At 73.0% G+C, this 20,104-nt stretch carries 17 protein-coding genes; 11 read left to right on the top strand and 6 right to left on the bottom strand.

All coding sequences use genetic code 11. The features are described 5' to 3' along the window. Positions 1-118: 118 nt before the first annotated feature. The 4 genes from sdhA (at position 119) to ACE7GA_RS08925 (ending at position 4,891) form a co-directional block, all read left to right on the top strand. On the top strand, positions 119-1,948 hold the full coding sequence (sdhA, locus tag ACE7GA_RS08940) for a succinate dehydrogenase flavoprotein subunit (protein ID WP_376098605.1): 1,830 nt from the start codon (positions 119-121) through the stop codon (positions 1,946-1,948). Between the two features lie 15 nt (positions 1,949-1,963). Next, a complete protein-coding gene (locus ACE7GA_RS08935) occupies positions 1,964-2,746 on the top strand; it encodes a succinate dehydrogenase iron-sulfur subunit (RefSeq protein WP_376098603.1) in 783 nt (260 codons plus the stop codon). A 43-nt stretch (positions 2,747-2,789) separates the two neighbouring features. Next, positions 2,790-3,974, top strand: a complete 1,185-nt coding sequence (locus ACE7GA_RS08930; protein WP_376098601.1) for a TIGR03862 family flavoprotein — start codon at positions 2,790-2,792, stop codon at positions 3,972-3,974. Positions 3,975-4,051: 77 nt separating this feature from the next. Then, complete coding sequence (locus tag ACE7GA_RS08925) at positions 4,052-4,891, top strand: transglutaminase family protein (RefSeq protein WP_376098599.1); 840 nt, start codon at positions 4,052-4,054, stop codon at positions 4,889-4,891. Between the two features lie 181 nt (positions 4,892-5,072). Here ACE7GA_RS08925 and ACE7GA_RS08920 read toward each other — a convergent pair whose 3' ends face one another. Genes ACE7GA_RS08920 through ACE7GA_RS08910 form a run of 3 tightly spaced genes read right to left on the bottom strand, consistent with a single transcriptional unit; the run spans position 5,073 to position 7,434 of the window. Then, on the bottom strand, positions 5,073-5,855 hold the full coding sequence (locus ACE7GA_RS08920) for an enoyl-CoA hydratase/isomerase family protein (protein ID WP_376098597.1): 783 nt from the start codon (positions 5,853-5,855) through the stop codon (positions 5,073-5,075). Beyond that, a complete protein-coding gene (locus ACE7GA_RS08915) occupies positions 5,852-6,100 on the bottom strand; it encodes a hypothetical protein (protein ID WP_376098595.1) in 249 nt (82 codons plus the stop codon). The genes ACE7GA_RS08920 and ACE7GA_RS08915 overlap by 4 nt, the downstream gene beginning before the upstream one ends. Beyond that, positions 6,100-7,434 carry an MATE family efflux transporter gene (locus tag ACE7GA_RS08910; RefSeq protein WP_376098593.1) on the bottom strand — a complete coding sequence of 445 codons (1,335 nt, stop codon included), beginning with the start codon at positions 7,432-7,434 and terminating at the stop codon, positions 6,100-6,102. Before ACE7GA_RS08910 ends, ACE7GA_RS08915 begins: the two co-directional genes overlap by 1 nt. A 104-nt stretch (positions 7,435-7,538) precedes the next feature. Here ACE7GA_RS08910 and ACE7GA_RS08905 point away from each other — a divergent pair, with 104 nt between their 5' ends. Together ACE7GA_RS08905 and ACE7GA_RS08900 are read left to right on the top strand one after the other, a co-directional pair. Next, the gene (locus tag ACE7GA_RS08905; RefSeq protein WP_376098591.1) at positions 7,539-8,039 is read left to right on the top strand and encodes a pyridoxamine 5'-phosphate oxidase family protein; all 501 of its coding nucleotides are present in this window, start codon (positions 7,539-7,541) and stop codon (positions 8,037-8,039) included. Positions 8,040-8,422: 383 nt separating this feature from the next. Beyond that, positions 8,423-9,781, top strand: coding sequence for an MATE family efflux transporter (locus ACE7GA_RS08900; RefSeq protein WP_376098589.1), 1,359 nt, complete (start codon positions 8,423-8,425; stop codon positions 9,779-9,781). A 231-nt stretch (positions 9,782-10,012) separates the two neighbouring features. On the opposite strand, the gene upp is transcribed toward ACE7GA_RS08900, so the two are convergent. Together upp and ACE7GA_RS08890 are read right to left on the bottom strand one after the other, a co-directional pair. Then, positions 10,013-10,645 carry a uracil phosphoribosyltransferase gene (gene upp, locus ACE7GA_RS08895; protein ID WP_376098587.1) on the bottom strand — a complete coding sequence of 211 codons (633 nt, stop codon included), beginning with the start codon at positions 10,643-10,645 and terminating at the stop codon, positions 10,013-10,015. Positions 10,646-10,688: 43 nt separating this feature from the next. Further along, entirely contained in the window at positions 10,689-12,131 is a 1,443-nt protein-coding gene (locus ACE7GA_RS08890) for a mannose-1-phosphate guanylyltransferase/mannose-6-phosphate isomerase (RefSeq protein ID WP_376098585.1), read from the bottom strand. A gap of 256 nt (positions 12,132-12,387) precedes the next feature. Between ACE7GA_RS08890 and ACE7GA_RS08885 the strand changes: the two genes are divergently transcribed. The 3 genes from ACE7GA_RS08885 to ACE7GA_RS08875 all read left to right on the top strand — a co-directional run bounded on the left by ACE7GA_RS08885 (position 12,388) and on the right by ACE7GA_RS08875 (position 16,525). Further along, the gene (locus ACE7GA_RS08885) at positions 12,388-14,538 is read left to right on the top strand and encodes a hypothetical protein (protein ID WP_376098583.1); all 2,151 of its coding nucleotides are present in this window, start codon (positions 12,388-12,390) and stop codon (positions 14,536-14,538) included. Between the two features lie 254 nt (positions 14,539-14,792). Then, positions 14,793-15,161 carry a hypothetical protein gene (locus tag ACE7GA_RS08880; RefSeq protein WP_376098581.1) on the top strand — a complete coding sequence of 123 codons (369 nt, stop codon included), beginning with the start codon at positions 14,793-14,795 and terminating at the stop codon, positions 15,159-15,161. A gap of 107 nt (positions 15,162-15,268) precedes the next feature. Then, positions 15,269-16,525: a glycosyltransferase gene (locus ACE7GA_RS08875; protein ID WP_376098579.1), complete on the top strand. Its 1,257-nt coding sequence runs from the start codon at positions 15,269-15,271 to the stop codon at positions 16,523-16,525. A gap of 37 nt (positions 16,526-16,562) precedes the next feature. Here the strand turns inward: ACE7GA_RS08875 and ACE7GA_RS08870 are convergent, their stop codons facing one another. Beyond that, the gene (locus ACE7GA_RS08870) at positions 16,563-16,835 is read right to left on the bottom strand and encodes a hypothetical protein (protein ID WP_376098577.1); all 273 of its coding nucleotides are present in this window, start codon (positions 16,833-16,835) and stop codon (positions 16,563-16,565) included. Positions 16,836-16,969: 134 nt separating this feature from the next. Here ACE7GA_RS08870 and ACE7GA_RS08865 point away from each other — a divergent pair, with 134 nt between their 5' ends. Then, the gene (locus ACE7GA_RS08865; RefSeq protein WP_376098575.1) at positions 16,970-19,039 is read left to right on the top strand and encodes a TylF/MycF/NovP-related O-methyltransferase; all 2,070 of its coding nucleotides are present in this window, start codon (positions 16,970-16,972) and stop codon (positions 19,037-19,039) included. Beyond that, positions 19,032-20,090 carry an acyltransferase gene (locus ACE7GA_RS08860; protein ID WP_376098573.1) on the top strand — a complete coding sequence of 353 codons (1,059 nt, stop codon included), beginning with the start codon at positions 19,032-19,034 and terminating at the stop codon, positions 20,088-20,090. The genes ACE7GA_RS08865 and ACE7GA_RS08860 overlap by 8 nt, the downstream gene beginning before the upstream one ends. The last annotated feature ends 14 nt before the right edge of the window (positions 20,091-20,104 follow it).

The raw sequence follows: 20,104 nt of genomic DNA, 5'->3' as shown, positions 1-20,104 counted from the left end.
CGTCCGACGTCCCGCGCGCTACCCGGCAGTCCCCGGGCCGGCGCGCCGCACCCCTCGCGCCGCGCAGCGCGCGATCCGTTGCCGCGCCCTCCGGCGCGGAAGTCGCAGAGAGCGAGCGATGAACGCCATCTCCCCCGTGCCCCCCTGCCCCGGCGTCAACGGGCAGGCCTACCGGATTGTCGACCACACCTACGACGTCGTCGTGGTCGGTGCCGGCGGTGCCGGCCTGCGCGCGACCTTCGGCATGGGCGCGGCCGGGCTGAAAACGGCCTGCATCACGAAGGTCTTCCCGACGCGCTCGCACACGGTCGCCGCGCAGGGCGGCGTCGGCGCCGCGCTCGGGAACATGGGCGAGGATGACTGGCGCTGGCACATGTACGACACCGTGAAGGGGTCGGACTGGCTCGGCGACCAGGACGCCATCGAATACATGTGCCGCGAGGCGATCCCCGCGATCATCGAGCTGGAGCACTACGGCGTGCCCTTCTCGCGCACCGAAGATGGAAAGATCTACCAGCGGCCCTTCGGCGGCCACATGCAGAACTACGGCAAGACGCCGGCGATGCGCGCCTGTGCCGCGGCCGACCGGACGGGCCACGCGATCCTGCACACGCTCTACCAGCAGTCGCTGAAGCACAACTGCGAGTTCTTCGTGGAATACTTCGCGATCGACCTCATCATGGATGAGGAGGGCGCCTGCCGCGGCGTCGTGGCCTGGTGCCTGGAGGACGGGTCCATCCACCGCTTCCGCGCGCAGAAGACCGTGCTGGCGACCGGCGGCTTCGGCCGCGCCTGGTTCTCCTGCACCTCCGCGCACACCTGCACGGGCGACGGCAACGGCATGGTGCTGCGCGCCGGCCTGCCGCTGCAGGACAACGAGTTCGTGCAGTTCCACCCGACCGGCATCTACGGCTCGGGCTGCCTCGTGACGGAAGGCGCCCGCGGCGAGGGCGGCTACCTCACCAACTCCGAGGGCGAGCGCTTCATGGAGCGCTACGCGCCGACGGCGAAGGACCTGGCATCCCGCGACGTAGTGTCGCGCGCCATGTCCATGGAGATCCGCGAGGGCCGCGGTGTCGGCCCGCATAAGGACCACATCCACCTGCACCTCGAGCACCTCGGCGCCGAGCTGCTGCACGAGCGCCTGCCCGGCATCTCCGAGACCGCGAAGATTTTCGCCGGCGTGGACGTGACGAAGGAGCCGATCCCGATGCTCCCGACCGTTCACTACAACATGGGCGGCATCCCGACGAACATCCATTGCGAAGTCCTGCGCCCGACCGCGCAGGACCAGGATGCGACCGTGCCCGGCCTGATGGCGGTCGGTGAGGCGGCCTGCGTGTCCGTGCACGGCGCGAACCGCCTCGGCACCAACTCGCTGCTCGACCTCGTCGTCTTCGGCCGCGCCGCGGCCCATCGCGCCATCGAGACGGTGCGGCCCGGCGGGTCGCAAGCGCCGCTTCCTTCGGACTCGGCGGAGAAGGCCCTGTCCCGCCTCGACCGCGTGCGGCACGCCAGTGGCTCGACCGCGGTCCCGGAATTGCGCGTGCAGATGCAGCGCACCATGCAGAACCACGCCGCGGTCTTCCGCACCTCCGACCTGCTGAAGGAAGGGGTGGAGAAGATGCAGAAGGTCGCCGCCGGCTACGGCGACATCCGGATCAAGGACCGGTCGCTGATCTGGAACTCCGACCTCGTCGAGGCGATGGAGCTCGACAACCTCATCGGCAACGCGCTGACGACGGTGGTCGGCGCCGAGGCCCGGCACGAGTCCCGCGGCGCCCACGCGCATGAGGACCACCCGGAGCGCGACGACCAGAACTGGATGAAGCACACCCTGGCGTGGGTGGACGACAATTACCGCACGCGCCTCGACTACCGCGAGGTGAAGATGCGCACCCTCACGAACGAGGTGCAGGTCTTCCCGCCCAAGGCGCGCGTCTACTAAGGAACCCGCATTCCCATGGCTACCTTCACGCTTCCGCGGAACAGCACGATCGCGCCGGGCCACACGCACAAGGCGGAGCCCGACGCGACGAAGGTGCGTTCCTTCAAGATCTACCGCTGGGATCCGGACACCGGCGAGAACCCGCGCATGGACACCTTCGAGGTGGACATGGACAAGTGCGGGCCAATGGTCCTGGACGCGCTGATCAAGATCAAGAACGAGACGGACAGCAGCCTCACCTTCCGGCGCTCCTGCCGGGAGGGCATCTGCGGCTCCTGCTCGATGAACATCGACGGGCTGAACACCCTCGCCTGCCTCAAGCCGGTCGAGGACGTGCAGGGCGAGGTGCGCATCTACCCGCTGCCGCACATGCCCGTGGTGAAGGACCTCGTCCCCGACCTGACGCAGATCTACGCGCAGCTGCGGGAGATAGAGCCCTGGCTGAAGTCAGACACCCCGCCGCCGCCGGACAGCGAACGCCTCCAGTCGAAGGAGGAGCGGTCCCGCCTCGACGGCATGTGGGAATGCATCCTGTGCTTCTGCTGCTCGACGGCCTGCCCGTCCTACTGGTGGAACGGCGACCGGTTCCTCGGGCCGGCGGTGCTGCTGCAGGCCTATCGCTGGATCGCGGATTCCCGTGACGAATACACGGGCGACCGCCTGGACAAGCTGCAGGACCCGTTCCGGCTCTACCGCTGCCACACCATCATGAACTGCGCCCGCACCTGCCCGAAGGGCCTCAACCCCGCGGCGGCCATCGGCCAGATCAAGAAGCTGCTCGTGGAGCGCGAGGCCTGATCCACCGGGACGGGGACGCGTGACCCACGCGTCCCCCTCATCGGTGCCTTGGGTCGTCGTCATCGGCGCCGGTCCCGCCGGGCTGATGGCGGCGGAAGGGCTCTCGGACCACGGCATCGCGGTCACGATCCTCGACCGCATGCCGAGCCCCGCGCGAAAACTGCTGATCGCCGGGCGCGGTGGCCTCAATCTCACCCATACCGAACCGCTCGACCTCTTCCTCTCCCGCTACGGCACGTCGCGCCCGCGGCTCGAACCGCATATCCGTGCCTTCCCGCCGGAAGCGGTGCGGGAATGGGCGGAAGGCTTGGGCCAGGAGACCTTCGCCGGCACCTCCGGCCGCGTCTTCCCCCGCGCGATGAAGGCCGCGCCGTTGCTGCGCGCCTGGCTGCGCCGCCTCGACGCGCGCGGGGTGCGGCTGATGACGCGCCACACCTGGACCGGCTGGTCCGGGGACGGCGCCCTCACCGTCGACCGCCCGGGCGATGCGCCGCTGCACCTGCGGCCCGACGCGACGATCCTCGCCCTCGGCGGCGCTTCGTGGCCGCGCCTCGGCTCCGACGCGGCCTGGGTCCCCTCCCTGACCGCCCGCGGCGTCACCGTCGCACCCTTCACGCCCTCGAATGCCGGCGCCCTCATCGCGTGGTCGCCCACCCTGCGGGACCGCTTCGCGGGCACGCCGCTCAAGCGCATCGCCGCCATCGCCGGCGGCCGTACCGTTCGCGGCGAAGCCCTCATCACCGCGGCCGGCCTGGAGGGCGGTGCGATCTACGCGCTCTCTCCCGAATTGCGGGGCGGCACGGTCCTGCACCTCGACCTTCGCCCCGACCTGCCGCAGGAGGAAGTCGCGCGCCGCTTCGCCGCCCCCCGCCGCGGCCAGTCCCTCGCCAACCACCTGCGCCGGACCCTCGCCCTCCCGCCCGCCGCCATTTCCCTCCTGCGCGAGGGCCTGCCCGACCCGTCCGACACCGCCGCCCGCATCAAGGCGCTGCCTCTCCCCGTGACCGGGCTCGCCGGCCTGGGCCGAGCCATCTCCTCCGCCGGGGGCGTGCGGTGGGGCGAGGTCGCAGACGACCTCTCCCTCCGCACCCTGCCGGACATCTTGGTCGCAGGCGAAATGCTGGACTGGGAGGCCCCGACCGGCGGCCACCTCCTCACGGCCTGCTTTGCCACGGGCCGCGCCGCGGCGCAGGGCGTCCTGGCCCGCCTCCGCCGAATGCCGGCCTGACCCGCCTCGCGCCTGCTGCGCCGCACAACTCCGGGGCAGGCCGGAACGTTCCCGGACGGCTCCCCGGGAAACCCGCCATGAAGATCCTCGCCGGCTGCGACCTGTCCTACCGGACGTCCGGCCCCGCCACGCTCATCCTCAACGTCCAGCCCGCCCGCCAAGCGCGGCAGGCGATCCTGCGCGAAACCCTGACGATCTCGCCGGAGGACACCCGCCGCGAAACCTGGGAAGACCCCGTCACGGGCAACCGCTACCTCCGCCTCCACGTGGCCGGGGGCGTCACGCTCCGCCTGGTGCACGAGGCCGAGGTGGAGCTGACGCCCGGCGACGCCGACCCCACGACCATCCGCGACGTGCCGGTCTCCGAACTCCCGCCCGAGGTCCTGCCCCACCTTTGGCCCTCCCGCTACTGCGAGTCCGACCGCCTGGAACGCCTCGCGCGGCGGGAGTTCTGTGACGCCCCGAATGGCCACGCGCGGGTCACCGCCATCTGCAACTGGGTGAACGACCGCATCGCCTACGTCTCGGGCGCCAGCCAGCCGACGACCACGGCGACGGAGACGCTCCTCTCCGGCGCCGGGGTCTGCCGCGACTTCGCGCACCTTTCCATCGCGCTTTGCCGCGCCCTCGGAATCCCCGCGCGCTTCGTCTCGGCCCACGCGCCGGGACTCGTGCCGCCGGACTTCCACGCGGTGTTCGAGGCCTGGCTCGGCGACCGCTGGTGGCTCTTCGACGCGACGCGGCAGGCGCCGCTCGACGCCCTCGTCCGCATCGGCCAGGGCCGCGACGCTGCCGAGGCCGCCTTCGCCGAACTCCACGGCCCCATCGTGCCGGAGGCCATGCAGGTCCACGCGCAGGTCGTCGAAGGCCCGGACCCCGCGACGGCACCGCGCACCACCGCGGCGATCGCGGCCTGAGGGCGGTTCGGTCTGGCGATGTTGCGCCGCGTGGCCCGGAGGAAGGCGCTGCCTTCCTCCGGACCTCCATCCGCCAGGGGACGCGTCCCCTGGTGGGTGGTGGGTCCGGGAGGAGGGCAAAGCCCTCGACCCGGGGCAACGAACGCAACACCACAGGACGGAGCCAGCCCGCCCTCGCGCGCTACCGCCCGCGGAAGGCTGGCTTGCGGCGCGCGTTGAAGGCCGCGACGGCCTCGGCGAAGTCTTCCGTCCGCGGGAAGACGTCCAGTTCGGCGCGGTCGGCGTCGGTGATCGGCAGCCCGCCGCGCAGGGCGCGCAGCGCGCGCTTGTGGAAGCGGTTGGCGAGCGGCCCGCCCTCGCCGATCGTCGCGGCGAGCGCCTCGGCTTCGGCGAAGACCTGCTCGTCCGGCACGAAGCGCGTCAGCAGGCGGCGTTCGCGCGCCTCCTCGCCGGTGTAGGTGCGGCCTTCCACCAGCATTTCCATCGCGACGGCGTAGCCCGCGATGCGCAGCAGCGGGTCCAGCCCCTCATGCGGGTAGAAGAGCGAGAGGTTGCGCGCCGGGATGCCCATCCGCGTCCCCGGCCCGCCCACGCGGAAGTCGCACATCAGGGCGAGGCCGCAGCCGCCGCCCATCGCCCAGCCTCGCACGGCCGCGACGACGGGATGCAGGCAGCGCTCGATGGACAGGAAGGCCGCGACCAACGCGTCGTTGTAGGCGCTCTCGCGCTCCGGCGTGCCACGCTCCGTCGCGAAGGCGCCGACATCCGCGCCGGCGGAAAAGGCCTCGTCGCCCTCCCCGCGCAGGATGACGCAACGCAGGTCCGTGTCGCCGGACAGCGCGTCGAAGGCCCCCGCCACGCCGCGCCACATTGGCAGGGTGAGCGCGTTGCGCTTCGCCGCGCGGGCGATGGTCACGGTCGCGACGAAGCCGTCGCGGGAGACATGCAGGTCCGGGTGGCTCATCGCGCCGGTGCTTGCCACGACGTGCGGCGGGCGGGGAGGGGCGGCCTCTCCGGTTCCGGCAGCGTCTCCCAGCGCGGCGGGGCCGCGCTGCAATCCCGCGCCGGGTCGCGGAAGCTCCAGTCGCGGATGAACTCACACTCCCCCATGAGGAAGCGCGCGATCGGCGTCTCTCGGAGGTGATCCGCCCCCGCCACGACCGCAGCGCCGAGCAGCACGAGCACGACCACCCAATCCCGCGCCCGCATCAGGCCACGCGTTCCCGCCAGACCCCCGCCCGCACGCTCGCGCCGACCACGGCGCCATAGGCCAGCAGCCCCAGCGCGATCGCGGCGAAGACGCCCGGAAGCCCGAAGCCCGCGCCGAGCACCGCGCCCCCGCCCGCCGCCAGCCCGATCCGGGCCAGCGCCGCGGCGAAGGGTCCGCTCATCCGCCCCGCGCCCTGGGCGGCGAAGTACAGCGCCATCCCCGCCCCGAAGACGCCGAAGGCCGGCCCGACGATCTGCAGGTAGAGCACCGCCAGTTCCCGCACCGCCGCGTCTGCCGTGAAGGCCGCGGCCACGACGGGCGCGAAGGCCGCGCAGCCCCCGCCGATCGCCAGCGCGATCCCGCCCGCCAGCAGCCCGCCGCGCCAGGCCGTGGTGCGCGCCGCCGCCCAGGCCCCCGCGCCGACGCGCCGCCCGACGAGCGTCACCAGCGCCGCCCCGATCCCGAAGGCCAGCGGCACCATCAGGAACTCGAGCCGCACCCCGATGCCGTAGGCCGCCAGCGCCGCCGTCCCGTGCGCCGCGACGAGGCCTGTGACCAGCAGCGTCGTCACGTTCGCCATCAGCGCCATGACCGAGGCCACGATGCCGACCGAGAGGATGCGCCGGAACAGCGCGGGCTCCAGCGGCGGCAGGCCGCCGGAGGACAGCCCTAGCTTCCCCCGCCACACCACCCGCGCCATCGCCACGCAGGCGCCAAGGAAGGCCAGCGCATAGGCCATCCCCGCCCCCGGCAGCCCGAACCCGCCGAACGGCCCTATGCCCAGCATCAGCACCGCTGACATCCCGGCATCCGCGACCCAGGTCAGCGCGAGGATGCGCGCCGGCGTCGCCATGTCCCCCGTCCCGCGCAGCACGGCCGCCAGCGTGTTCGCGAGCCAGGGCAGTACCGCCGCCGCGAAGATCCAGACGGCGTAGGAATAGGCCAGGTCCACCGGCGCCCCCTCCCGCCCCACCAGCCGGAACAGCGCGGGCCCGAAGGCCAGGACCAGCACCGTGAAGGCCAGGCCCATCCCCGTCCCGATCAGCACGGCGTGCCAGGCCAGCGCCCGCGCTTCCTCGGCCCGCCCCGCGCCGAAGGCCCGCGCGATGGAGGAGGCGACGCCACCGCCCATCGCCCCCGTGCTCATCATCTGCAGCAGCAACAGCAGCGGCAGCACCAGCGCGTAGGCCGCCTGCGCGCCGGTCCCGATCCGCCCGGCCAGCGCGATCTCCACCGTCTGCGCCCCACCCTGCAGGAGCGCCACGCCCACGGTCGGCAGGGACAGCCGGATGATCTCGCGGAACGACGCCGGGGGCAGTGGGGCAGCGGTCATGCGGGCCGTCCGGCGGGGGAGGGGTCCAGCGTGACCCCCGGCGGCAACCCCGTCCACCCCGCCCCGTTCATGCCCCGACCCTTCCGCACGCATAGGAGAGAGCCATGGCCTCGTCGGAGCACGAGCAGCGCCAGAAGGTGCGCGACATGATCAAGGACGTCGAGGTCGCGACCCTCGTCACCCATCACGGCCAGCACCTTCGCGCCCGCCCGATGTGGGGCGCGATGATCGACGCGGACGGCAAGACCCTCTGGTTCTTCTCCAAGGCCGGCACCGAGAAGAACCAGGAGATCGAGCAGAACCCGGAGGTCCTGCTCTCCTACTCCGATCCCAAGGCGCAGAACTACGTCTCCCTCGCCGGCCGCGCGCGCGTCGTGCGCGATGCCGCGAAGCAGAAGGAACTGTGGAAGGAGACGATGCGGACCTGGTTCCCCGACGGGCCGGAGGACGCTTCCATCACGCTCATCGCCGTCGAGGCCGAGAGCGCGGAATACTGGGACAGCCCCTCCTCCACGCTGCTGCACGCCTATGGCTACGTGAAGGCCGTGGTCACCGGCCAGCCCCCGCAGGGCGGCGAGAACGAGCGCGTCCGCTTCAACGCCTGATCGCTGCGTCGCCGGTGCGCTGCGTCGCCGGTGCGCTGATGCGGTGCCGCACTTGCCCTGGGCTGCTTCCGGGGCGATGTGCGGGCGGCCCCGGAGGAAGGCGCTGCCTTCCTCCGGACCTCCATCCGCCAGGGGACCCGTCCCCTGGACCCCACTCTGTTGAACGCCCTTGGTGATGGGTCTCTCCACGCGCTTGCGCGGCGTGGAGAGACCCATCACCAAGGGCATCCCCCGATAGATCGCGGTCCAGGAGGCGAGCCTCCTGGTGGGTGGGAGGTTTGGAGGGAGGGCGAAGCCCTCTCTCCAAGGCAACCGGCACAACACCTCCCGAAAGCAGGCCAGGACACGTGACGGACGGAACCCGCCCCGCGACCGCACGCGGCGTGAGCCTCGTGGAGGGCCCCGTGGCGCGGGTCCTCGCCGTCAGCACGGCGCCGCTGGCGGCCGCCCTCGTCATCATGTTCGGCGTCCAGCTCGCCGAGGCCTGGCTCGTCGGGCGGCTCGGGCCCGCGGCGCTCGCGGCCCTCGGCTTCGCCCTCCCCCTCGTCATGACCGCGATGAGTTTCGGCATCGGCCTCGGCGCCGGCGCCTCCGCCGTCATCGGCCGGGCCATCGGCGCGCGGGAGGAAGGGGTGGCGCATCTCTCCGGCCACGTGCTGCTCCTCGCGGCGGGGCTCGCGGTGATCGTCGCCGTACCGGCCTGGCTCGCCGCCCCGGCCCTGGTGCGCGCGATCGGGGCGGAGGGGGAGGCGGCCTCCCTGGCCCTCTCCTACCTGCGCATCTGGCTCCCCGGCCTGCTGCCGCTTCTCGTCGGCATGGCCGCGCTGAGCCTGCTGCGGGCGGCGGGGGACACTCGGTTCCAAGGGGCGGCCCTGGCGGGGGCGGGGGTGCTCGCCTTCGCGCTGGACTGGCCGCTGGCCTTCGGGGTGCCGGGGCTGCTGCCGGGCCTCGGGCTCGCGGGCGTCGCCCTGGCGGCGGCGCTGTCCTGGTGCGCCATGCTTGCGGTCGCCATCCCACGGCTGCGGCACCTCGGGTTGATCGGCGGCCGCCGCGGGGCGGGGCCGGGCCTCGCCGAGGCGACGCGGCGCGTGCTGCGGGTCGGCGTCCCCGCCGCCGCGACCAACGCGATCATCCCCCTCGCCGCGGCGCTCTTCACCGCCCTGATCGCCCGGCATGGGGAGGCGGCGGTGGCCGGCTTCGCGCTGGGCACGCGGGCCGAGGCGCTGGCGATGACGGTGCTCTTCGCCCTTTCCGCCGTCGCCAACCCCTTCGCCGCGCAGAATGCGGGGGCCGGGCGGCTGGAGCGGGTGCAGGCGGGCCTGCGCGCCGCGCTGACCTTCTGCGCGGGCTACGGCGCCCTCGTCGCGCTGCCCCTCTGCCTCGCCGCGCCGGTCCTCGCCCGGTGGCTCGCGGCGGGGCCGGAGGTCGCGGAATCCGCCGCTCTCTACCTCCAAATCATGCCCTGGGGCTTCGGGGCGGTCGGCGCGATCGCCGTCGTGAACGCCGCCCTGAACGGGCTGGAGCGGCCGATGTCCGCCGTCGCCGTCTCCCTCGCCCGCACCTTCCTCCTCGGCGTGCCGCTGGCCTGGCTCGGCAGCCGCCTGGGCGGGGAGGTCGGAACACTGGCAGGGATCCTCGCGGCGAACCTGCTGGTGGGGATCGGCGCGGCGGCCTGGGTGCTGCGCAGGACGGGACGTGGGGGCGTCGGGGCGACCGGAGCCACGCGACTCGCCGTCGGTTGAGACTGTCTCAGGGGTTCTTGGTCCGGTCTCCGACCGCGGTGGTCCTGACCTGCCTCCGGGAGGCTCGGGGCCCGTACGTTCCGCCAGCGCGGATGAACGCCTCGTCACCCCGTTCCGTGCATCTTCCCCGGTCGAGGACACTGCAAGCGGGCTCCGGCCAGGCCGTGCAGGTCGGTCGCGGTCAGGGACGCCTTCGCCCGGCATGCGGCGCCAGGGAGGCCGGCTGCGCCGCTACTTCGTCCCGAACAATCGGTCCCCTGCGTCGCCCAGGCCCGGACGGATATAGGCGTGCTCGTCCAGTTCGCGGTCCACGGCCGCGGTGAAGACGGGCACGTCCGGATGCGCCGCCGCCATCACGCGCAAGCCCTCCGCAACGGCGAGGAGACAAACGAAGCGCACGTCCCGCGCCCCAGCCGCACGCAACCGGGCGACCGCAGCGGCCGCCGAGTTCCCGGTCGCAAGCATCGGGTCCACGACGATGACAGGGCGTTCCGCGATATCCTCCGGCAGCTTCAGGTAGTACTCGACCGGCCGCTTCGTGACGGGATCGCGGTAGAGCCCGATATGACCGACGCGGGCCGAGGGGATCAGGTCCAGGATGCCCTCCGCCAGCCCGTCGCCGGCGCGGAGGATGGACACGACGCAGAGCTTCTTCCCCGCGAGCGAGGGCGCCATCATCGGCTCTAGCGGCGTCTCGACCGGGATGGAGGCCAGCGGCAGGTCGCGCGTGACCTCGTAGGCCATGAGGTGCGCGACCTCCCGGCACAGGCGGCGGAACTCCGCCGTCGGCGTCTCCCGCCGCCGCATCAGGGTCAGCTTGTGCTGGACGAGCGGGTGGGAGACGACCGTCAGGCGCGGGTGCATCGCCGGACGGTAGGCGGATTCCACGGGACGCGCGACCACGCGGTCACGCCCGCCCGTAGGTGTCCTCGAGCCGCACGATGTCGTCCTCGCCGAGGTAGGAGCCGACCTGGACCTCGATGAGGTTCAGCGGGATCATCCCCGGGTTCTCCAGCCGGTGGACGCAGCCGAGCGGCAGGTAGACGCTCTCGTTCTCGCGCACCAGGAGGCGCTCGGCGTCGCGCTCGATGATCGCGGTGCCGTTGACGACGACCCAGTGCTCGGCGCGGTGGAAGTGCTTCTGCAGGCTCAGCTTGCCGCCCGGCCGCACCTGGATCTTCTTCACCTGGAAGCGGTCGCCGAGGATCAGCCCCTCGTAGTGGCCCCAGGGGCGGTAGGCGCGGCGATGGGTCGCGACCTCTCCCCGCCCTGCGGCCTTCAGCGCGTCCACCATCCCCTTCACGTCCTGGGCCCGGTCGCGCGGCACGACGAGCACCGCGTCGTCCGTCGTCACCACGACGAGGTCACGCGCGCCGACGACCGCCGTCAGCACGCCGTCGGACCGCACGTAGCAGCCCTCCGTGTCCAGCAGCTCGACGTGGCCGGGCCCGTGGACCGCGTTGCCCCGCGCATCCCGCGGCGAGGCGGCCCAGAGCGCGTCCCAGGATCCCACGTCCGACCAGCCGAGATCGCAGGGCACGACGGCCGCGCGGTCGGTGCGCTCCATCACCGCGTAGTCGATCGAGATCGCCGGCGCCTCCGCGAAGGGTGCGCCGAGGCGCACGAAGTCGAGGTCGCGCGTCGCGGCCGCCAGGCCCGCGCGCGCGGCGTGCAGGATTTCCGGCGCCAGCCGCTCGAGCTCCGAGACCAGCACCCGGGCCTGCGCCACGAACATGCCGGAGTTCCAGAGGTGCCGCCCACCCGCGACGAAGGCCGCGGCCCGTTCCGGGTCCGGCTTCTCGACGAAGGAGGCGACTGCGGAGACGCCTTCGAGCTCCGGCAGCGCCTCGCCTGCCTCGACGTAGCCGAAGCCCGTCTCCGGCGCGGTCGGGCGCATGCCGAAGGTGACGATCCGCCCCGCGCGCGCCGCCGCCGCCGCGCGCGCCAGCGCCGCGTGCAGGGCGGGGACGTCCGCGATCGCGTGGTCGGCCGCGAGGATCCACAGCACCGCGTCCGGGTCCGCTTCCTCCGTCACGAGGGCGGCGGTCGCGATCGCGGGCGCCGAGTTGCGGCCGGCCGGTTCCAGTACGATCCGGGCGTTGGCGATCCCGGCTTCCCGCACCTGCTCGGCGACCGTGAAGCGATGCGCTTCCGAGCAGACGATGACGGGCGGCGCGAAGCCCAGGCCCGTGGCCGTCACGCCCCGCGCGCGATCCATCGTGACGCGGAGCATGCTGTGCTCGCCCAGCAGCGGCTGCAGCTGCTTCGGGAAGTTCTGCCGCGAGAGGGGCCAGAGCCGCGTCCCCACGCCCCCGGACAGGATCACCGGGACGACCTTCTGCTCCGACACGCGTGTTCCCCTCGGGCGATGGTGGGCCAGGGATCGACCGCACCCGTCCTGGCGGGCGCGCCGGGGAGGGTTGATCGGGCCCGCGGGCCGCGGACCCGCCCCTTGCTCCCGACGGACCGCCGGCGCGGCGAGGTGTAGGGCGTCGCCGCGTGCCGAGGAAGTCCCGACGGTGCTTCAGCCCAACGATCCTTGAGCCCCGCGCTGCCTGAACCCGAGGGTCCTTGAGGAGGCGTGGCGATCGCGGCAGAAGCCGCGCATGCCGCGGACGGTGACCGGAACGGGCGCGCCCCGCGGGGAGCGGGGGGCGGCGCGGGCACCGCTGTGCGCCGCGCTCGCGCTCGCGATCCTCCTCGGCTTCGGCGCGCTGATGCTCGCCCGGCCCTCGGCCGGGGAGGCGGGACGCGTCCTGCTCTACGTCCTCCTGTTCAACCTCCTGCCGGGGGTCGCGGCCGCGCGCCTGCTGCTCGGGCCGGCGCGCGGGGCGGCGGATGTCGCGCTGCTGGCGCTGCCGGCCGGGATCGTGGCCAACCTGCTCGCCGCGGTCCTGGCCTGGCCGACCGGCGCGTCCTGGCTGCCCTGGACCCTGCCGCCCGCCGGCGCCGCCCTGCTGGCGATGACGATCCGACGCGGCCGGGAGGGGCCGAGATGGCCCGCATGGAAGGACGTGCCGCGCTGGGCAGGCGTCGCGCTCCTCCTCGCAGTCACCTCCCTCGTCGGGATGGCGAACGTGCTCGCCGGAGATCCGGGGGACGCGTTCTCCTTCCACTCCGCCTTCCAGGCGATCATCGTCCGCGGGCTTGAGCGCGGCTGGCCCGCGCCGAACCTGCTGCTGCCCGACACGAACTGGTCCTACAACCACGCCGCCCATCTCTGGGTGCTGGGCGCGGCGCGGGTGACCGGCGTGCCGGTGGACGCCCTCGTCGCGCGGTACGGGCCGGTGGTGCTGGCGGGCGCGGCGGCGGCGGGGCTGGTGGCGGCGGGACGCATCGCGCTGGGACTTCCGGGCTGGGCCGCGGCCCTGGCGCTCGGGCCGGTGTTCTGGGTGGCGGGCATCCCCGCGGTGCTGGGACAGGTCTTCGGGACCTTCGTGCCGTTCAGCGGGGTGCTCCTGCTCTCGCCTTTCCTCGCGCTGGCGGTGTTCCTCATCGCGGTGATCGCGGTCGTGGAGTGGCCAGGGGGGGATTCCGGGGAGCAGTCCGGGGGACGGTACGGGCTGCCGCTCCTGCTGTTCGCCCTCTGCTTCCTCGGCACCGGCGCGCGGGCGGCGCTGCCGCCGGTGCTGATCTGCGCGCTCGGCCTGCGGGCCGCCGTCGCGCTCTGGACCCGGCGCACGGTCCCCTGGCGCGAAACGGCCGACGTCGCCGCCGCGATCCTCGGCTTTGCGGCGGGGCTCTGGCTCTTCTTCCGGCCGGATGCGGGGCTGAACGGGCTGGGCTTCGTGCAGTTCAACGGCCACCCGTTCCGCTACCTGACCGAGCCGTCGCAGTACCTCCTGACCCTGCCGCACCTCCTGACCGGGGCCGGGCTGCCGGCGTTGGCGGCGGGGGTGATCGCCTTTCTCGTCCTCGCACTGGGGCAGGCGGGGTTTCTCGCGCCTGCCCTGCCGGCGGGTCTCGCCCGGTACGAGGACGGACGGGGCGGGGATAGACGGGGCGGGGATGGGCGGGGCGGGGATGGGCGGGGCGCCGCGGTCTTGCTGCTGGCGGGGGCGGCCTTCGCGGGGATCAGCGCGCTCTTCCTCACCGAGGCGCCGGGCTACAGCCAGTTCTCCTTCGTGCACTTCGCCAACGCCTCGCTCGCGCTGCTCGGAGCCCTCGGGCTGTCGCGGCTGGTCGCGGACCGGGGCTGGCGGCGGCCGGCGGGGCTCGCGGCGCTGGTGTCCGTCGCAGCGCTCGCCGTGCTGCACGCCGGGCAGTTCCGGGGCCCGGCGCTCGACTGGCTCGCGGCCCGCGCGGTGCCGGGCCTCGCCGCCCCCGTGCCGCCCGTCGCGACCTGCCTCGACCCGGCCGATGCCGCCCTGATGGAACGGGTGACAGAACCGCGGGCGGTGGTCATCCTCATCCCCCGCACGCCGGACGGCACCTTCCTCTGCCGGACCTTCTGGGCCGTGGCGCGGAGCGGGGTGCAGGGGATGAGCCACTACGCCCTGACCTTCGTGCCCGGCCGCGCCGAGGGGCCGCTGGGCCGGCTGCTCGCCGAGCGAGGGGGGATCATGACGGCGGCCCTCGCCACCGCCGCGGGGGGAGCCCTGCCAGGGGCGGAGATGCTGCGGCTGCGTGCCACCCTCGACCCGGCGCGGCCCGCCTACGCCCTGACCGACACCTCGCTTGTTGGTGTGCCGGACGGCGCCGAGGTCGTCGCACGGGGCGTTGCCTTCACGCTCTGGCGCCTGCCGGGCGGGGGATGAGGCGGTGTGGCGCTGTTCGCCTCGGAGGGTTTGCCCTCCCTCCAAATCTCCCCCCATCAGGAGGCTCGCCTCGTGGACCTCACTTCATTTGGGGATGCCCTCAGCCGGGGGCGTTCAGGGAATGGGGTGCAAGGGACGCGTCCCCTGGCGGCTGGAGGTCCGGAGGAAGGTAGCCCCTTCCTTCGGGGCCACCTGCGCAACACTCCGGCAAAGGCATATCCGCCCCCGCCGGATCGGGTCTATGAGCCGCCGCCATGCAGAAATACGCGCTGATCTTCGCCACGCTGTTCCTCACCGTGGCAGGGCAGTTGATCATCCGCGCGAGGGCCGTCGCCGCCTCGGCCGGCGTGACGCCGGACGACCGGCTGGCCTACCTCCTCGCGATGTTCACCGACGTCGCCGTCTGGTGCGGGCTGGGCTGCGCGGTGCTCGCGGCGGTGTGCTGGACCCTCGTGCTGCAGCAGGCGACGATCGCGGTCGCCTATCCGTTCCAGGCACTGTCCTTCGTCCTCGCCCCGCTCGGCGCCCTGATCCTCTTCGGGGAGGCGATCACGCCGGGGCAGTTCGCGGGGATGGCGCTGATCGTCGCGGGCGTCACGCTCTCGGCCGTTTCGCAGGGGTGACGGGCGGCGCGAAGGTTGCCCGGCCTGCCCCGCCCGCCTAAAGACTCCGCGCCGGATCACGTGGGACGGCACGACGCGTTCCAAGGCCCGTTCGGTTCCCGTACAGCATGATCCAGGTCGCACAGGTCACCCGTTCCGACCTCATGGGGGGCCGCTTCACGGGCTTCTCCGTCCGCCACCTCCTGGCGGAGCGCGGGATCGAGTCCCGGCATCTCGTCTTCGATCCGCTCTCGGACGACCCGGCGGTGACGCGCATCCTGGACTATCCGGGCAGCCGGCGCTTCGTCGCGGCGGCGTCGCGGGCGGAATACCGGCGCGGGCACCACGCGCTGTTCCAGGCGCACAGCCTCGGTCTTCCGGCGCACCGAGCGTTCCGCCGGGCCGACGTCGTGCACTACCACGTCATCCATGACGGCTTCTTCAGCATCGCGGCGCTGCCGCTGCTCACGCGCCTGAAGCCGAGCGTCTGGACCTGGCACGACCCCTGGATCATGACGGGCCACTGCATGCACCCGATCGAGTGCGGCCGCTGGCGCACGGGCTGCGGCGCCTGCCCTGACCTGCGCCGGCCCTTCGAGATGGCCTTCGACAACACCGCGCGGTCCTTCGCGGTCAAGCGCCGCATCGTCAACGCGACGCGTGCAGACATCGTGCTGGCGTCGCGCTGGATGATGCGGATGGCCGAGGCATCCCCGATGGCACGGGGCGCACGTCTGCATCATGTTCCCTTCGGCGTGGACCTCTCGCGCTTCGCGCCGCGCGACCCCGCGCCGGCCCGCGCCGCGCTGGGCATCCGTCCGGACGACGTCGTCGTCGCCGTGCGCGGCTTCGGCAGCCCGCTGAAGGGCACCGCGGAACTCGTGCAGGCGCTGGAGGCGGTGACGGCGCCGATCACGCTGCTGCTGATGCAGGATGACGGCGCCTTCGACCGGCTGATCGGGCGACACCGCATCGTCAGCCTGGACTGGTCGAACGACGAGGAGGCGCTGATCCGGGCCTATGCCGCCGCCGATCTCTTCGCCATGCCCTCGACCGGCGAGGCCTTCGGGATGATGGCGGTGGAAGCCATGGCCTGCGGCAAGCCCGTCGTCGTCTTCGAGGGCACGGCGCTGCCGGAGGTCACCTTCGCGCCGGAATGCGGCATCGCCGTGCCGCTGCGCGACGTCGCGGCCCTGGCGGCGGCCGTGCAGTACCTCGCGACGGACGAGGCGGATCGGCTGGCCCGCGGGCGCCGCGCGCGCGAGCTGGCCGAACGGCACTACTCGGCCGATCTCTATGCCGATCGCCTCGCGGACCTCTACCGCGCCAAGGCCCGACGAGACGACACGGGCGAACGCGCAGCCCCGATGGACGCCGCCGCATGAAGATCCTGCTGCTGACGGACATGCCGCCCTGCACGAACTACACGGCGGGGATCGTGCTGTCGCAGATTGTCGGGGTCCTGCCGCCCGGCAGCGTCGCCTGCTTCTGCGCGCTGAACCCGGAACTGCAGAACGTTGCCCTCGACCCCGCGCTGGACTGGATGCCGCTGGAATACGCGGCGAAGCCGCGCGAAGCCGGTGCGTCGCCCGGCACGCGGCTGCGCGAGGTCCGGTCCTTCGTCGCGGAGCGGACGCGGGAGAGGGTCGCGATCCCCCCATCGTGGACCAGGCCGTCGCCTTCGCGCGCCGCCACGGCTGCGACACCGTCTGGGCGGTGCTGGAAGGCCAGACGATGGTCCGCCTGGCCTCGCGGGTCGCCGACGCGCTGGGGGGCCGCTCCACACCCATGTCTGGGACCCGCTGGCCTGGTGGCTCAAGGCGCACCACGTGGACCGCTGGACCGGCCGCGCGATGCAGGCCGAGTTCGACGCGACGATCCGCCGCAGCCGAGCCGTCGCCACCGCGTCCAACGCGATGTCGGCGGAGTACGAGCGGATCTACGGCGTGCGCAGCATCGCGCTCATCGCCTGCCACGACCGCGGCCGTTCCTTCGCGCCGGAGCCGCGGATGCGGCGGGACGGGGAGATGGTGGTCGGCATGGCCGGGCAGTTCTACGCGGACGCGGAGTGGCAGACGCTCGTCCGCGCGCTGAACGCGACGGACTGGACCGTCGGCGGGCGTTCGGTGAGCCTCCTGGTGCTGGGCCATGCCGTCCCGGACTCGCCGATCCCGAAGGGCCGGTCTCGCTTCCTCGGCTGGGTGCCGCAGGAGGAGGCGATCCGTATCCTGTCGGGGGATGCCGACGTGCTGTTCTGCCCTTACCCCTTCGCCGAGGACATGGCGGAGGTCTCGCGTCTTTCCTTTCCGTCGAAACTCGTCTCCTACCTCGCGGCCGGGCGCCCCGTGCTGTTCCACGGGCCGTCCTTCGCCGCGCCGGCGAAGTACCTGACGGAGCGCAAGGCGGGCGTCGTCACCCTCGGCTCCGGCGCGGCGAACGTGCACAACGCGCTGGAACGCCTGGCGACGGACCCCGCCCACTACGCTGCGCTGGCAGAGGCCGGGCACCGGGCTTTCCTCGAGGACTTCACGCTAGAGCGGATGCGGGAGCGCGCGCTGTCCTTCTTCGGGACGACGATGGAGGCGCTGACCCCCGCCGCCCCGCCGGAACCCTTCGACTACGACAGCCCGGCGGCGCAGATCCCGCCGCCGCGGGAGGACTTGCCGGACACGGTCCGCCTGCGCCGCGCGGTCGTGGCGCGCCTGGACCGCACGCCGGCGCGGCCGCTCATCGGCATCGCGCGGCGTTCCGTGCACGCGTACAACCGGCTGCGCTGGGCGCCGGCGCTGATCTGGTCCCTGCACGGGCAGGTGCAGTCCGTGGAGGCAGGGCTGAAGCACCTCGGCACGCGGCTTGACGACGTGCTGGAAGAGGCGCGCAGCACCATCGACCGCGAGGCGAACCGCGCCGCCGTCGCCGAGGAGGCGCGCCGGGTCGCGGAGGTGCGGAGCCGCGAGCTCTCCGTCTCCGTCGCCGTGCTGCACGAACAGCTCGCGGCCTCGGCGAAGGCCTACGCGCATCTGGCGGAGGTGAACACCAGCCTGAACCGCCGCTTCGACAGCGTGGCCTCCAGCGCCCTCGGGAAGCTCGCCTTCGTGGAGGAAGGCGTGCGTCGCCTGTCCGGCGAGGCTGGCACCGGACAGGCAGGCACCGGCGCGGCCGGCGGCGGGGCGGACCGCTACCTCGACCTGCTGGAGGGCATCCTGACCGGGACGCTCCTCGGCGACGCCTCGATCTCGCCCTTCGCCGGCCCGGGCTACGACCCGAACGTGCGAATGCTCGGCCGCGACTGGCCGGAACACGCGCTGACGATGATCGGCACCGTGCGCATGCGCAACATCCGCACGCTGCTGGAGACGCTGCTGCGCGACGGCGTCCCGGGCGATCTCGTCGAGACCGGCGTGTGGCGCGGCGGCGCCTGCCTCTACATGCGCGCGATCCTGCAAGCCCATGGGGACCGCGACCGCCGCGTCTGGGTCGCGGACTCCTTCCGGGGACTGCCGGAACCGGACGCCGAGGCCTTCCCGGCCGATGCGGGCGACACCCACCACACCCAGGCCGACCTCGCCGTCTCGGCGGATCAGGTGCGCGCCAGCTTCGCGCGCTTCGGCCTGCTGGACGGCCAGGTCCGGTTCCTGGAGGGCTGGTTCAAGGACACGCTGCCCGCAGCGCCGATCGAGCGGATCGCGCTGCTACGCCTGGACGGCGACATGTACGAATCCACCTGGCAGGCGCTGGAGGCGCTGTACCACAAGGTTTCGCCCGGCGGCTTCGTCGTCGTGGATGACTACATCCTGCCGGCCTGCGCGAAGGCGATCGACGACTGGCGCGCGCGGGAAGGCATCACCGCCCCCTTGGTCGAGGTGGACGGGGCCGCGGTCTACTGGCGCCGTGAGTAGCGCGGCCGCGCCGGGGGCGGGCCTGCGTCCCGAATGGGACCTGATCAAGTGCTACGGCGTCGTCCTCGTGCTCGCGATCCACGTCTCGGCCTCCGGCCTCTACGCCTGGGGGCAGGTGCCGCGGGGCGACTGGTGGGCTGCGGTGACAATCAACGGTTCCTCCCGCACCGCCGTCCCGCTCTTTCTCATGGCGAGCGGCGCGGCGCTGCTGGACACGCGCAAGACAGTGGACATCGCGCGGTTCCTGTCGCGGCGCGTTCGCCGCGTGGTCGTGCCGCTGCTGTTCTGGTCGCTCCTGTACCTCGCCTTCAGCGCCTGGCGGATCGGCCAGCCGGACAGCCTGGCGGAGGCGTTGCGGCGCCTGCTGGCCGGCAGCAGCTTCTACCATCTGCCCTTCCTGTACTGGCTGCTCGGCGCCTATCTCTGCGCGCCCGTCCTCGCACCCTTCGCGGAACGCGCGGGGCGCGGGGCGACGGGCTACTTCCTCGCGCTCTGGTTCGGCGTGTGCGTCGCAGCGATCGTGGCGTCGCGTACGGGCTACGTCATCGGCGTGCAGGTGCCGGTGGCCGTCGGCTTCCTCGGCTATTTCGTGGCGGGGCGCCTGCTGCGCGACGTCGCGATCGAGGGGCGCGCGATCCCTGCCTGCCTCGCCGTGGCCGCGGCGGGGCTGCTGGCGACGCTCCTCCCGACGTTCCAACTCACGAAGAAGGCGGGGGCGTTGGTCGAGATCTTCCTGGACCCCGTCGCGCCGAACGTCGTGGCGATGACCCTCGCGACCTTTCTCCTGCTGACGAGCGGCCCGGTACGGCGGGGGCTCGCCCGCTCCCCGCGCCTCGTCGCCGTACTGGGCTTCGGGGCAACGATCAGCTTCGGGATCTACCTGATCCACCCGCTGCTTCTGACCATCATGCTGCAGGGCAACGGCCTGGCCTGGAACAGTTTCGGGCCCTGGATCGGTATCCCGCTCGGCGTGGCGGCGCTGCTCGTCCTCTCGGGCGGCACGACCTGGCTGATGCAGCGCGTCCCCGGCCTTCGGCAGGTCGCCGGCTGATCCGGCCGTCTCCC

Origin of the sequence: Roseomonas sp. CCTCC AB2023176, from assembly GCF_042259275.1 — a bacterium.
Lineage (GTDB): Bacteria > Pseudomonadota > Alphaproteobacteria > Acetobacterales > Acetobacteraceae > Roseomonas.
Note: the sequence above shows the minus strand (reverse complement) of the source record. Positions and strands in the feature narration are given on the sequence as shown.